This window comes from Pseudomonas sp. ANT_H4, assembly GCF_008369295.1.
Lineage (GTDB): Bacteria > Pseudomonadota > Gammaproteobacteria > Pseudomonadales > Pseudomonadaceae > Aquipseudomonas.
Genome location: NZ_VOBG01000007.1, coordinates 89,899 through 103,829, shown reverse-complemented (window position 1 = coordinate 103,829; position 13,931 = coordinate 89,899). Strand labels below are relative to the sequence as shown.

Sequence of the window (13,931 nt, the reverse complement as noted above, 5' to 3'; positions counted from 1 at the left end):
GAATCCATGACTACATCGACTGCAAAAACCAACCTGCTGGGTCTGACTCAGCCGGAAATGGAAAAATTCTTCGACTCAATCGGGGAGAAGCGTTTCCGTGCCAGTCAGGTAATGAAATGGATTCACCATCTTGGCGTCGATGATTTCGACGTCATGACGAACGTCAGCAAGGCCCTGCGCGACAAGCTCAAGGTCATTGCCGAAGTTCGTGGTCCCGAAGTTGTCAGCGAGGACATCTCCACTGACGGCACCCGTAAGTGGGTGGTGCGCGTGGAGTCCGGCAGCTGCGTCGAGACCGTCTACATTCCCCAGGGCAAGCGCGGCACCTTGTGCGTTTCGTCCCAGGCAGGCTGTGCCCTGGATTGCAGTTTCTGCTCCACCGGCAAGCAAGGCTTCAATAGCAACCTCACCGCCGCCGAAGTCATCGGCCAGGTATGGATTGCCAATAAATCGTTTGGCAGCATTCCGGCGACCGCCGACCGTGCCATCACCAACGTGGTGATGATGGGCATGGGCGAGCCGCTGCTGAACTTCGACAACGTCGTCGCGGCCATGCACTTGATGATGGACGACCTGGGTTACGGCATCTCCAAGCGCCGTGTGACCCTGTCGACCTCCGGCGTGGTACCGATGATCGATGAGCTGGCCAAGCACATCGACGTCTCTCTGGCGTTGTCCCTGCACGCACCCAATGACGCATTGCGTAACCAATTGGTGCCGATCAACAAGAAGTATCCGCTTAAGATGCTGCTCGAATCTTGCCAGCGTTACATGGCGACCTTGGGCGAGAAGCGTGTGTTGACCATTGAGTACACCATGCTCAAGGACATCAACGACAAGGTCGAACACGCCGTCGAGATGATTGAGTTGCTCAAGAACGTCCCGTGCAAGATCAACCTGATTCCGTTCAACCCGTTTCCCCATTCTGGCTACGAGCGGCCGAGCAACAACGCCATCCGCCGTTTCCAGGATCAACTGCACCATGCAGGCTTCAATGTCACCGTACGCACCACTCGCGGTGAAGACATCGATGCGGCATGTGGCCAATTGGTAGGGCAGGTGCTGGATCGCACCCGTCGCAGCGAACGTTATATCGCCGTGCGCGAATTGAGCGCCGACAACGATATGCCAACCGCGACCTGAACCTGAGAGAGGACCTCTATGCCCTTGCGCCTTGCGCTGCTTTTGCTTGTTGCCAGCCTCACGGTTGGCTGTGTTTCATCGGGCCATGACAGCCCTTTGCAAACCAGTAAGGGCCGCGACGAAGCGCGTGCTGCTTATGTGCAGCTGGGGTTGGGTTACCTGCGCCAGGGGTTGAGCGAACAGGCCAAGGTGCCGTTGCAAAAGGCCCTGGTCCTCGACAGCCGCGATGCCGACGCCAATGCTGCGTTGGCCCTGGTGTTCCAGGCTCAGGATGAACCAGAGTTGGCCGACCAGTATTTCCACAAGGCACTGGCGGCGCGCTCCAATGATCCGCGTCTGCTCAATAACTACGGCAGCTTCCTGTTTCAGCAAAATCGTTATGCCGAAGCGTCCGATTATTTCCAGCAAGCGGCGGCCGATACCCTCTATCCTGAGCGTTCGCGGGTTTTTGAGAACCTGGGGGTGACCTCCATTCTTCTCGGGCAGCGCGATACCGCTCGCCAGCAACTGGAAAAAGCCCTGCACCTGAACCGTCACCAGTCACGGGCATTGCTGGAAATGGCTGAGTTGTCCTTCGAAGACAGGCATTATGTGCCGGCACGTGACTATTACGAACGGTTTAGCCTGCTCAGCGGGCAAAATGCACGTAGTCTATTGCTTGGCGTGCGTCTGGCGACGGTTCATGAAGAACGCGACAAGGCCGCACGTTTTGGCCAGCAATTAGAACGACTCTATCCCGGCTCGCCGGAATATCAGCAATACCTGTCGGAGCAATGATGAAAGCGGCGCACCCGGAAGTTGTAGCAGCTAATCGCGTAAACCCAGGCGAGACCTTGCGACAGGCCCGCGAAAGCAATGGTTGGTCGCTGGCAGACGTGGCCCTAAAGCTTAATTTAACCGTCACGTCACTGGGCAACCTGGAAACCGGCGCGTTCGACAAGCTGCCAGGGCATACCTTTGCCCGCGGCTATATTCGCGCCTACGCCAAGTTGCTGGGCATTGACCAGACCGTGTTGGTCCAGGAATTCGACCAGTTCACCGGCACCGACTCCCAGGGCAGCAATGTCCACGGCCTGGGTCGCATCGAAGAGCCGGTGCGGGTCTCCCACACTATTTTGCGAATTGTCAGCTTGTTGCTGTTGATCGCCGTGATCGGCGGTGGCTTCGTCTGGTGGCAGGATCAGACCTCCCTGCGCAGCAAGGACGTAGTCAGCAACGCCATGGAGCACGTCGAAGTCGAAAGCGCCGACGGCACCACTCAGATTCACCCGTTGGACGAGCCTGAAGACCAGGCCGTAGTCCAGGGCCAGACAGCGCCTGAAGGCCAGGCCAACCTGGATCTGCAGGCTGGCCAGTCGGCTGCCGAAGCCAGCGCTGACCCAGCCGCTATCGCTGCTGCGCCAGCCCCAGCTGCGCCTGCTACTTCACCGGCACCGACGCATACCCCAGCGGCCCCGGTCCAGGCCCCAGCCACAACGGCTCCGGTTGCACCGGTAGCACCGACGGTTGCAGCGCCAACAGCGCCTGCTCTTGTGGCGGGTGATGGACGTGTACAGATTACCTACCTCTCTGACTGCTGGACGCAAGTCACCGATGGCAATGGCAAAGTACTGTTTAGCGGTCTCAAGCGTAAGGGAGATACTTTTGACCAAGGCGGCAAGCCTCCCTTGACGCTGCGCCTGGGCTTTGCCCGTGGTGCGCAAGTGGCCTACAACGGCCAGCCTGTGGACCTGGCACCGTTCACCAGTGGCGAGACTGCTCGCCTGAAGTTGGGACAATAAAGTCATGCACGGCGAATCTCCAATCAAACGTCGCGTATCGCGCAAAATCTGGGTCGGCTCGGTGCCGGTGGGTGGCGATGCCCCCATCGCGGTACAGAGCATGACCAACAGCGACACCAACGACGTCGCGGCCACTGTCGCCCAGATCAACCGTTTGGAAGCGGCTGGCGTCGATATCGTGCGAATTTCCGTTCCGGACATGGACGCGGCTGAAGCGTTCGGCCGTATCAAGCAACTGGTCAAGGTGCCGCTGGTCGCCGACATTCACTTCGACTACAAGATCGCCTTGCGCGTCGCCGAACTGGGCGTCGATTGCCTGCGGATCAACCCGGGCAACATCGGTCGCGAAGACCGGGTACGAGCCGTGGTGAATGCTGCCCGTGATCGTGGCATCCCGATCCGTATTGGCGTCAACGCCGGATCCCTGGAAAAAGACCTGCAAAAAAAGTACGGTGAGCCCACTCCTGCGGCGCTGGTCGAGTCTGCATTGCGTCACGTTGAACACCTCGAACGCCTGAATTTCCAGGACTTCAAGGTCAGCGTAAAAGCTTCCGACGTGTTCATGGCGGTAGAAGCCTACCGCCTGCTCGCCAAGGAAATCGTCCAGCCGCTGCACCTGGGGATTACCGAAGCGGGCGGTTTGCGTTCAGGCACAGTGAAATCTGCGGTGGGTCTCGGTATGCTGCTGGCCGACGGGATTGGCGATACTATTCGCATCTCCCTGGCGGCAGACCCGGTAGAGGAAGTGAAAGTCGGCTACGACATTCTCAAATCCCTGCATTTACGCTCCCGTGGCATCAACTTCATTGCCTGCCCGAGCTGCTCGCGGCAGAACTTCGACGTGGTGAAAACCATGAACGAACTGGAAGTGCGCCTCGAAGACCTGTTGGTTCCGCTGGATGTCGCGGTCATCGGTTGCGTGGTCAACGGGCCAGGTGAGGCCAAAGAGGCTCATGTGGGCTTGACCGGTGGTACGCCAAACCTGATTTACATCGACGGCAAGCCGTCGCAGAAATTGACGAATGATAATCTGGTGGATGAGCTAGAACGGCTGATCCGCCAGAGAGCGGCCGAGAAGGTCGAAGCTGACGCAGCGGTTATCGCACGCGGCTGATCGAACGAATTTAAGGATTTTTAGTGAGCAAGTCTCTGCAAGCCATTCGTGGCATGAACGATATCCTGCCTGAGCAGACGCCCTTGTGGCGCTACTTCGAGAGCACTGTCGCACGCCTGCTGGATAACTACGGTTACAAGCAGATCCGCATGCCGATCGTCGAATTCACCGAGCTGTTCAAACGCTCCATCGGTGAAGTGACCGACATCGTCGAAAAAGAGATGTACACCTTCGAAGACCGCAACGGCGACTCCCTGACCCTGCGTCCGGAAGGCACCGCCGCGTGCGTGCGCGCCGTGCTGGAACATGGCCTCACCGGTGGTGGCCAGCCGCAGAAATTGTGGTACATCGGCCCGATGTTTCGCCATGAGCGTCCGCAGAAAGGCCGTTATCGCCAGTTCCACCAGATCGGCCTGGAAGTCTTTAACCTCGACGGTCCGGACATTGACGCCGAGCTGATCGTGCTGACCTGGCGGCTGTGGGGCATGCTGGGTATCCGCGATGCGGTCACGCTTGAACTGAACAGCCTGGGCACCAGCGAGTCCCGGGGCCGCTACCGCGAAGCCCTGGTGGAATTCCTGTCCGCTCATTTGGACAAGCTGGACGAAGACAGCCAGCGCCGTCTGAAGACCAACCCGCTGCGGGTGCTGGACACCAAGAACGCCGATACCCAAGCGGTACTCGTAGACGCGCCGAAAATGGCCGACTACCTGGATGATGAGTCACGTACACACTTTGAGGGCCTTAAGGCTCGCCTGGATGCAGCTGGCATTCCCTACATCATCAACCCCAAGTTGGTGCGCGGCCTCGATTACTACAGCAAGACCGTATTCGAGTGGGTCACCGACAAACTTGGCGCCCAGGGCACCGTGTGCGCCGGCGGTCGGTACGACGGCCTGGTGGAGCAAATGGGCGGCAAGCCGACCACCGGTGTAGGTTTTGCCATGGGCATCGAGCGGCTGATCCTGCTGCTGGAAACCCTGGAGCAGGTCCCCGAAGAAATTTCCCGTCAGGTGGACGTGTACCTCTGTGCCTTTGGCGAGGCTGCCGAACTGGCGGCCCTGACCTTGAGCGAGAAGGTTCGCGACCAGTTGCCGAACCTGCGCCTGCAAATCAATGCCGGTGCCGGTAGTTTTAAAAGCCAGTTCAAGAAAGCCGACAAGAGCGGTGCGCTGTTTGCACTGATCCTGGGCGATGACGAGTTGGCCCAGCAAGTGGTAGGTTTCAAACCCCTGCGTGGCCAGGGCGAACAACAAAGTATTGCCTTTGATGCGCTTGCTGCGCACTTGGCCACCTGCATCGTGCAGGGTTGAAGCTGTCAAACAGCCGAATTTAGCGATTAAGGAGTATTGGGGTGTCGAGTTCTGATGATGATCAGCTGGCCGAGTTCAAAGACTGGTGGCAGCGTAACGGCAAACCCCTGGTCACTGGCGGCTTGCTGGCTTTAGTAGTGGTGTTCGGCTGGCAGGCCTGGCAGAAGTATCAGGGCAATCAGTCGCAAGGCGCCTCGATACTCTATCAGCAACTGCTGGAAACCACGCTGACGCCTGACGGCAAGCCTGATCCTGCCCAGGTTGCAGGCTTGGCCGGCAAACTGAAAAGCGAATTTGGCGGTAGCGCCTACGCCCAATACGGCAGTCTGTTCGTCGCCAAGGTCGCGGTCGACACTGGCAGGCTGGATGACGCAGCCTCCGAGCTGAAAGCCATCACCGACAAACCGACCAACCCGACCCTGGGTGAAATCGCGCGTCAGCGTCTGGCTCAGGTACTGGCGGCACAGAACAAGGCTGACGAAGCACTGAAATTGCTCGACGGCGATGCTGACAAGGCATTCCTGGCTACTCGCGAAGAGCTCAAGGGCGACCTGCTGGTCCAATTGGGTCGTACCGACGAAGCCAATGCTGCGTACCAAAAAGCCAAGGCTGCGCTGTCTGATGAAGCGGCGGTCGGTGGTTTACAAATCAAGCTGGACGACTTGGCCAAAGGGGATGCGTGACGTGATCCGTTGGAAACATGCAGCATTGCTGGCTCTGGCCGTTTTGGCCGCGGGTTGCAGCAGCAACAGCAAAAAAGAACTGCCTCCGGCCGAGCTGACCAGCTTCAAGGAAGAAGTGGTCCTGCAAAAGCAGTGGAGCCGCTCTATCGGTGACGGCCAGGGCGACACCTACAACATGCTGGTACCGGCAATCGACGGTGACAACATTGTGGCCGCTGACGTGACCGGCGTGGTGATCTCCATGGATCGCATGAACGGCGACGTCAAGTGGAAGAAAGACCTCGAACTGCCAGTATCCGGCGCCGTTGGCGTGGGTTACGGCATGGTGCTGATTGGCACGCTGAAAGGCGAAGTTGTGGCCCTGGATTCGAGCAACGGTGAAGAGAAATGGCGCGCTCGCGTGACCAGTGAAGTCCTCGCACCGCCGGCCACCAACGGCGACATCGTTGTCGTGCAGACCCAGGATGACCGTGTGATTGGCCTTGACGCCAGCACTGGCGAGCAGCGCTGGTTGTATGACAGCACCCCTGCAGTCCTGACCTTGCGCGGTACCAGTGGTCCGGTTGTGACCAATCGTCTGGCACTGGCAGGCCTGTCCACCGGTAAAGTGGTCGCCCTCGACACCCAGAACGGCGTGCCGGCCTGGGAATCACGGGTTGCGATTCCTCAGGGTCGTTCGGAACTGGATCGCGTAGTGGACATCGACGGTGGCTTGCTGCTGTCGGGTGAAACCCTCTATGTCGCCACTTACCAGGGCCGTGTAGCGGCACTGGACCTGCAAAGCGGCCGCGTACTTTGGCAGCGTGATGCTTCCAGCTACGCCGGTGTCGCCCAAGGGTTTGGCAGCGTCTACGTAAGCCTCGCATCCGGCACTGTTGAAAGTGTCGACGAGCGTTCCACCACTGCACTGTGGAGCAACGACTCCCTGGCTCGCCGTCAATTGTCGGCACCGGAAGTGTTCTCCAGCTACGTGGCGGTCGGTGACCTGGAAGGTTACCTGCACCTGCTGAGCCAGGTTGACGGTCGCTTTGTCGGTCGCGAACGTATCGACAGCGATGGCCTGCGTGCCCGTCCGCTGGTGGTAGGTGACATGATTTACGTGTTTGGCAACAGTGGCAAGCTGGAAGCCCTGACCATCAAGTAAAGCTTTGACTATGCTTGGGGGTCGCCTCCAGGCAGCTTCACCTGTAGGAGCGAGTTTGCTCGCAATGGACGTCAACGATGACGCGTGTATTCTGAATAAACGCGTTGCCTTTGCGTTTTTGAGCAAGCTCGCTCCTACAGTCGAGCACCAGCCGCTGCCTTGCAGCGGCTTTTGTATTTTCTGAAATAACGAACTGGAGAGCCTCATGGTTCCCGTAATCGCCCTGGTGGGCCGACCAAACGTCGGCAAGTCCACCTTGTTTAACCGCCTGACCAGGACTCGCGACGCCATCGTCGGCGACTTGTCCGGTCTGACCCGTGATCGCCAATACGGTGAGGCAAAGTGGCAAGGGCGCTCCTACATTCTTGTCGACACCGGCGGTATCTCCGGTGACGAACATGGCATGGACGAAAAGATGGCCGAGCAGTCGCTGCTGGCCATTGAAGAAGCCGATGTCGTGCTGTTCCTGGTGGATGCCCGCGCGGGCTACACCGCTGCTGACCAGATGATTGGCGAGCACCTGCGCAAGCGCAACAAGCGTTCCTACGTGGTGGCCAACAAGATCGATAACATCGATCCGGAAATGGCCCGCGCCGAATTCAGCCCGATGGGCCTGGGTGACGCGATCCCGATCGCCGGTGCACACGGTCGCGGCATCACCCAGATGCTGGAAATCTGCCTGCGCGACTTCCCTCGCGATGACGTCGAGGAAGAAGAGGGCGAAGGCGAGATCGTTGCTGAAGGCGAGGAAGCCAAGCGCATTCCTGGTCCGAGCGAGAAAGACGGCATCAAGATCGCCATCATCGGCCGGCCGAACGTCGGCAAGTCGACTCTGGTCAACCGTATGCTGGGCGAAGACCGGGTTATCGTCTATGACGAACCCGGTACCACCCGCGACAGTATCTACATCCCGTTCGAGCGTAACGACGAGAAGTACACGCTGATCGACACCGCCGGCGTGCGCAAGCGCGGCAAGATCCACGAGGAAGTTGAAAAGTTCTCCGTGGTCAAAACCCTGCAGGCGATCAAAGACGCCAACGTGGTGATCTTCGTCATGGACGCCCGCGAAGGCGTGGTCGACCACGACCTCAACCTTCTGGGCTTTGCCCTGGAAGCCGGTCGGGCCTTGGTGATTGCGATCAATAAGTGGGATGGCATGACGCCGAGCGAGCGTGACTTCGTCAAGGTCGAGCTGCAGCGTCGTCTGTTCTTCGTCGACTTTGCCGATATCCACTTTATCTCGGCATTGCACGGCACCGGCGTGGGTAACCTCTACGCTTCGGTTCAGAACTCGTTCAAGTCCGCTGTGACCCGCTGGCCGACCAACCGCCTGACCCAGATCCTCGAAGACGCAGTTGGCGACCACGCACCGCCGATGGTCAACAACCGCCGGATCAAGCTGCGTTACGCCCACTTGGGTGGTGCCAACCCGCCGATTATCGTGATCCACGGTAATCAGATCGAGAAGGTGCCCAAGTCCTACGTCCGTTACCTGGAAAACACCTACCGCCGTGTCTTGAAACTGGTCGGCACGCCGATCCGTATCGAGTTCAAGGGTGGCGAAAACCCATACGAAGGCAACAAGAACAGCCTGACTGACCGCCAAGTGAACAAGAAGCGTCGCTTGATGAGTCACAACAAGAAGGCTGATAAAAAGCGTAAAGATAAACGCTGATCTCGATCAGCCGAAAGGGCGCCTCTGGCGCCCTTTTTTTATGCGCGCCGTATGGGCTATCCTCGGTCCTTCCCGTGCCGCCGTAGAGCCGGGTGTTCAGCAGGGACTCACCGATGATCACCAGTAAACTGCCGAATGTCGGCACCACCATTTTCACTACCATGTCCCAGCTCGCCGCCGAAACCGGCGCGCTTAACCTGTCCCAGGGCTTTCCCGATTTCAATGGCCCCCAAGCCTTGCTCGACGCGGTGGGCAAACACATCGCCAGCGGCCATAACCAATACGCCCCCATGACCGGCCTCCCTGCGTTGCGTCAGCAGGTGGCGGCCAAGATCGCCCGCAGCTACGGCTCCACGGTGAGCGCCGACAGCGAAGTGACCATCACCCCCGGCGCTACCCAGGCAATCTTCTGCGCGATCCAGACGGTGATCCGCAGCGGTGATGAAGTCATCGTATTTGACCCTTGTTACGACAGCTACGAGCCCTCGGTGGAGCTGGCTGGCGGTCGTTGCGTGCATGTACAGTTGGGCCTGCATGACTTCACCCTGGATTTCGAGAAGATCAAGGCTGCACTGTCGCCGCGCACCCGCATGATCATTCTCAATACCCCGCATAACCCCAGCGGTGCCTTGATCAATCGGGCCGAGCTGGACCAGTTGGCCGAACTGATCCGCGACCGCGATATCTACCTGGTCAGCGACGAGGTTTACGAACACTTGGTGTTCGATGGTGTGCCCCACGTCAGCGTGTTGGCCCATGAGGAGCTGTATCAACGTTCATTTGTGGTCAGCTCTTTTGGCAAAACCTACCACGTTACCGGCTGGAAAACCGGCTACGTGGTCGCGCCCCCGGCCCTGACTGCCGAACTGCGCAAGGTGCATCAATACGTCAGCTTCTGCGGCGTGACTCCTTTGCAGTACGCGCTGGCGGATTTCATGGCCGAACACCCGGAACACGTCGAAGAGCTGCCGGCCTTTTATCAGGCCAAGCGCGACCTGTTCTGCGACTTGCTGGCGCCGTCGCGTTTCAGTTTTACCCGAGTGACCGGTACTTACTTCCAGTTGGTGGATTACTCGCGGATTCGCCCCGACCTCAATGACGTCGAGATGTCGCTGTGGATGACCCGCGAGCACGGCGTGGCAACCATCCCGGTCTCGGTGTTCTACCAGAGCCCACCCCAAGGCCAGCGCCTAGTGCGCCTGTGTTTTGCCAAGCGCGAGGAGACGCTGCGCCAAGCAGCAGAAAAATTATGCGTGATCTGAGTGCGTTGCCCAACCTGAATATCGCCCTGGTGCAGACCACCCTTGTCTGGCACGACCGCCAGGCCAACCTGGAGCATTTTGAGCCGCTGCTGGACCAGACCAAGGGGGCGGACCTGATTGTGCTGCCGGAGATGTTCACCACCGGCTTTTCCATGGCGTCGCAAACCCTCGCCGAAGTGGAAAATGGTCCAACCCATGAATGGCTCAAGGCCCAGGCGAAGAAACACGACGCGGTGATCACTGGCAGCGTGATCATCCTGGCTGCTGACGGCAGCCACCGTAACCGCCTGTTGTGGGCGCGGCCTGATGGTGAGGTGCTGCATTACGACAAGCGCCATCTGTTCCGCATGGCCGGTGAGCACGACCACTACACCCCTGGCGAGCGCCAGGTGCAATTCGAACTCAAGGGCTGGCGGATTCGTCCGTTGATTTGCTATGACCTGCGTTTTCCGGTGTGGAGCCGCGATGCCCAGGACACTGACCTGCTGCTGTACACCGCCAACTGGCCTGGCGCGCGGCGTCAGCACTGGAACCGCCTGCTGCCGGCGCGGGCTATCGAAAACCTCTGCTACGTGGCGGCGGTGAATCGGGTGGGCACTGACGGCAAGGGCTTTGCCTACACCGGTGACAGCCAGGTCCTGGACTTTCAGGGCGAAAGCCTGCTGAGTGCAGGGGAGGCGGACGGGGTGTTTCAGGTGTGTTTGGATGCTGCGGAGTTGGTGGCGTATCGCACACGGTTTCCGGCGAACCTGGATGCCGACAGCTTCCAGTTTATCTGACGCTAACTTTCCCGTAGATACCGTCTGGAACCTCACCGCGCAATACCGAGTTGCACCTGACGCAGCTGCGGCCAAAACAAAAAGGCCCCTGGATTCTCACCCAGGGGCCTTTTGTCTTTCTGCGAAGGCTTACGCCGCTTTCGCTTCCGTCTGGCTCAGGGAGCGGTTCAGCGCACTGAACAACGCCTTGAAGCTGGCAGTGGTGATGTTTTCATCAATGCCCACGCCGTGCACCGCGCGCCCACCATTGACCCGCAGTTCAATGTAGGCCGCCGCCTTGGCATTGGTCCCCGCACCGATGGCGTGTTCGTTGTAATCCATGATCTCCACCGGAATCGGCAGGCCGGCCACCAGCGCTTCCAGCGCGCCGTTGCCCTTGCCCTGCCAGCGCAGGTTGGTTTCGCCCTGGCCCTTGCCGGAGACTTCAACTTCTACCGAGCTGTTGCCGTTTTCTTCCTGCAGGCGATGGCTGACCAGCGCGTATGGAGTGTTGGCTTGCAAGTATTCACGCTGCAACAAGCTGTGAATCTGCGAGGCCGTCATCTCCAGGCCCACGCGGTCGGTTTCCGCTTGTACCACCTGGCTGAATTCGATCTGCATGCGGCGTGGCAAGCTGATGCCGTATTCCTGCTCCAGCAGGTAGGCGATGCCGCCCTTGCCCGACTGGCTATTGACGCGAATCACCGCCTCGTAGCTGCGGCCGATGTCGGCCGGGTCGATCGGCAAGTACGGCACTTCCCACAAGGCATCCGGTTTTTGCTGGGCAAAGCCCTTGCGGATCGCGTCCTGGTGGGAGCCGGAGAAGGCGGTGTGAACCAGATCACCGACATACGGGTGACGCGGGTGCACCGGAATCTGGTTGCACTCTTCCACGACCTTGCGTACGCCGTCGATGTCGGAGAAGTCCAGCTCAGGGTGTATGCCCTGGGTGTAGAGATTCAACGCCACGGTCACCAGATCGACGTTGCCGGTGCGCTCGCCATTGCCGAACAGGCAGCCTTCGACACGGTCGGCACCGGCCATCAGGCCCAACTCGGTGGCGGCTACGCCAGTGCCACGGTCGTTATGGGTGTGCAGGCTGATGATCACGCTGTCACGACGGTTGATATGACGACCGAACCACTCGATCTGGTCGGCATAGATGTTCGGCGTGGCGCATTCAACGGTGGCGGGCAGGTTGAGGATCACCTTGTGCTCAGGTGTCGGGTTCCACACCTCGATCACCGCGTCACAGACTTCCTTGGCGAACTCCAGCTCAGTGGCGCTGAAGGTCTCTGGCGAGTATTCGAAGGTCCACTGGGTATCCGGCTGCTGGGCGGCGTATTTGACGAACAGCTTGGCCGCGTTGACAGCGATGGCCTTGACCCCGTCCTTGTCCTGATTGAAGACAATGCGGCGGAACGACGGCGAAGTGGCGTTGTACAAGTGAACGATGGCTTTTTTCGCCCCGCGCAGAGATTCGAAAGTACGGGCGATCAAGTCTTCACGGCCCTGGGTCAGCACCTGGATGGTGGTGTCCTCGGGGATATGGTTGTCTTCGATCAGGGTACGGACGAAGTCGAAGTCGGTTTGCGAAGCGGCCGGGAACGAGGCCTCGATTTCCTTTACTCCGACCGATACCAGGGTTTTCCAGAAGCGCAGCTTTTTCACCGCGTCCATCGGTTCGATCAGCGACTGGTTGCCGTCGCGCAAGTCGGAACTGCACCAGATCGGCGCGGCGGTGATGGTCTTCGACGGCCAGGTACGGTCCGGGATATCAATGGTCGGGAACGCGCGGTATTTCGAAGACGGGTCTTTGAGCATGCTCATCGGGAGAATCCTTGTTGTAGGGCCGAGAAGAGGCGGCCTGCCAGAAATCTATTGTTGGGGATAAAGCTTGGGGCGAGGCAGTTCGATTCAGCTTGGTAGTCGTGCGCTGACAAGGCACAGGCTGAGGTGCTGGCGAAGCTGAATGAGGGTGTGAGAGGTTTTCATAGGTTCAACCCTAACCGTAGGGGTGAAAGATGGCAAGCAGTCGGAAAAAATTGAGAGAAGTTCTGTTATTGGCGTAATAAACGAGATTTTATGGTTGAGAATTGTTTTGCGAGTGATTTTATTTGCGCGAGCTTTGTAAGGTGCGCAATTGAGGTTGCCGGTTGTGGCGAGCGGGCTTATCGGATCGCCGCCCCGCCGCGTTGGGCTGCGCAGCAGCCCCAAAAGAATCACCCTTTACGTCAAGGCTGAAACGACCCAATAAATATCGCCGGATCTACCCGCGCATCATTCAAGCTGATATTCCAGTGCATATGCGGCCCGGTCGCCCGTCCGGTGGAGCCCACCTTGCCCACTACCGCACCGCGAGCCAGTTGCTGGCCCACGCTCACATCGATCTTGGACATATGGCAAAACATGCTGATAAAACCCTGGCCATGGTCGACGAATACGGTGTTGCCATTGAAAAAGTAGTTGCCGGTCAAAATTACCTTGCCACCCGCCGGGGTCTTGATCGGCGTACCGGCGCCCACGGCAAAATCGAGGCCCGAATGAGGGTTACGCTCCTCGCCATTAAAGAACCGTCGCACACCAAACTTGCTCGACAGCGGCCCGTTGACCGGCTTGTCCAGCACCAGGTTGCTCGGCGTGTTCGGACTGAAACTGCGGTAAGCCTTAAGCTGAACCGCCAGTTCGCCTTCGATACGTTTGAGTTGTGCAGGGTCCGGGTTCACCTGGCTTTTGTTCTTCAAGGTGATGTGTTGTTCCGGGTATTTCTTGTTGCCCACGGTGAACGCCAGATTGCGGCTGCCACTGCTGATTTGCTGGCTGCCGGGTTTGACGGTTAGCGGGATGCCGACAATTGCCCGCCAGTTCTCCTGCTCCTTGACCACCAGCACCGGTTTACCTTGGTAGCTGGCTTTAGGTGCCACCGCTGAGGCGCCCAGGTCAATCACCGCGACACCACCGGGAACAGGCTTGTTCAGCACCCGAGTGATGTAGCTGTCGGCATGGGCATTGAAGGTCAGGCACAACAGCATCAACAAGCTAAGAAAACGTGGCATGA

Annotated in this window: 12 protein-coding genes; 10 read left to right on the top strand and 2 right to left on the bottom strand. The window is 59.0% G+C overall.

What is annotated here, in order from left to right; translation table 11 throughout:
• The first annotated feature begins 6 nt into the window (after window positions 1-6).
• The 10 genes from rlmN to FQ182_RS11155 all read left to right on the top strand — a co-directional run bounded on the left by rlmN (window position 7) and on the right by FQ182_RS11155 (window position 10,894).
• Complete coding sequence (gene rlmN, locus FQ182_RS11200) at window positions 7-1,143, top strand: 23S rRNA (adenine(2503)-C(2))-methyltransferase RlmN (RefSeq protein ID WP_149411637.1); 1,137 nt, start codon at window positions 7-9, stop codon at window positions 1,141-1,143.
• A gap of 18 nt (window positions 1,144-1,161) precedes the next feature.
• The gene (gene pilW / locus FQ182_RS11195; RefSeq protein ID WP_149411636.1) at window positions 1,162-1,920 is read left to right on the top strand and encodes a type IV pilus biogenesis/stability protein PilW; all 759 of its coding nucleotides are present in this window, start codon (window positions 1,162-1,164) and stop codon (window positions 1,918-1,920) included.
• Complete coding sequence (locus tag FQ182_RS11190) at window positions 1,920-2,924, top strand: RodZ family helix-turn-helix domain-containing protein (RefSeq protein WP_149411635.1); 1,005 nt, start codon at window positions 1,920-1,922, stop codon at window positions 2,922-2,924. The genes pilW and FQ182_RS11190 overlap by 1 nt, the downstream gene beginning before the upstream one ends.
• Before the next feature lie 4 nt (window positions 2,925-2,928).
• On the top strand, window positions 2,929-4,038 hold the full coding sequence (gene ispG, locus FQ182_RS11185) for a flavodoxin-dependent (E)-4-hydroxy-3-methylbut-2-enyl-diphosphate synthase (protein ID WP_149411634.1): 1,110 nt from the start codon (window positions 2,929-2,931) through the stop codon (window positions 4,036-4,038).
• Window positions 4,039-4,061: 23 nt separating this feature from the next.
• On the top strand, window positions 4,062-5,351 hold the full coding sequence (gene hisS / locus FQ182_RS11180) for a histidine--tRNA ligase (RefSeq protein ID WP_149411633.1): 1,290 nt from the start codon (window positions 4,062-4,064) through the stop codon (window positions 5,349-5,351).
• A 41-nt stretch (window positions 5,352-5,392) separates the two neighbouring features.
• On the top strand, window positions 5,393-6,034 hold the full coding sequence (locus tag FQ182_RS11175) for a YfgM family protein (RefSeq protein ID WP_149411632.1): 642 nt from the start codon (window positions 5,393-5,395) through the stop codon (window positions 6,032-6,034).
• Window positions 6,027-7,178 (top strand): outer membrane protein assembly factor BamB, encoded by a 1,152-nt coding sequence (gene bamB, locus FQ182_RS11170; RefSeq protein ID WP_149411631.1) that lies wholly within the window; start codon window positions 6,027-6,029, stop codon window positions 7,176-7,178. Before FQ182_RS11175 ends, bamB begins: the two co-directional genes overlap by 8 nt.
• A 205-nt stretch (window positions 7,179-7,383) precedes the next feature.
• Window positions 7,384-8,853 carry a ribosome biogenesis GTPase Der gene (gene der, locus FQ182_RS11165; RefSeq protein WP_149411630.1) on the top strand — a complete coding sequence of 490 codons (1,470 nt, stop codon included), beginning with the start codon at window positions 7,384-7,386 and terminating at the stop codon, window positions 8,851-8,853.
• Between the two features lie 113 nt (window positions 8,854-8,966).
• On the top strand, window positions 8,967-10,115 hold the full coding sequence (locus FQ182_RS11160) for a pyridoxal phosphate-dependent aminotransferase (RefSeq protein ID WP_149411629.1): 1,149 nt from the start codon (window positions 8,967-8,969) through the stop codon (window positions 10,113-10,115).
• Window positions 10,103-10,894, top strand: a complete 792-nt coding sequence (locus FQ182_RS11155) for an amidohydrolase (RefSeq protein ID WP_149411628.1) — start codon at window positions 10,103-10,105, stop codon at window positions 10,892-10,894. Before FQ182_RS11160 ends, FQ182_RS11155 begins: the two co-directional genes overlap by 13 nt.
• A 129-nt stretch (window positions 10,895-11,023) precedes the next feature.
• On the opposite strand, the gene leuA is transcribed toward FQ182_RS11155, so the two are convergent.
• Entirely contained in the window at window positions 11,024-12,703 is a 1,680-nt protein-coding gene (leuA, locus tag FQ182_RS11150; protein WP_149411627.1) for a 2-isopropylmalate synthase, read from the bottom strand.
• Between the two features lie 404 nt (window positions 12,704-13,107).
• Window positions 13,108-13,929 (bottom strand): peptidoglycan DD-metalloendopeptidase family protein, encoded by an 822-nt coding sequence (locus FQ182_RS11140; RefSeq protein ID WP_149411626.1) that lies wholly within the window; start codon window positions 13,927-13,929, stop codon window positions 13,108-13,110.
• Between the last annotated feature and the right edge of the window lie 2 nt (window positions 13,930-13,931).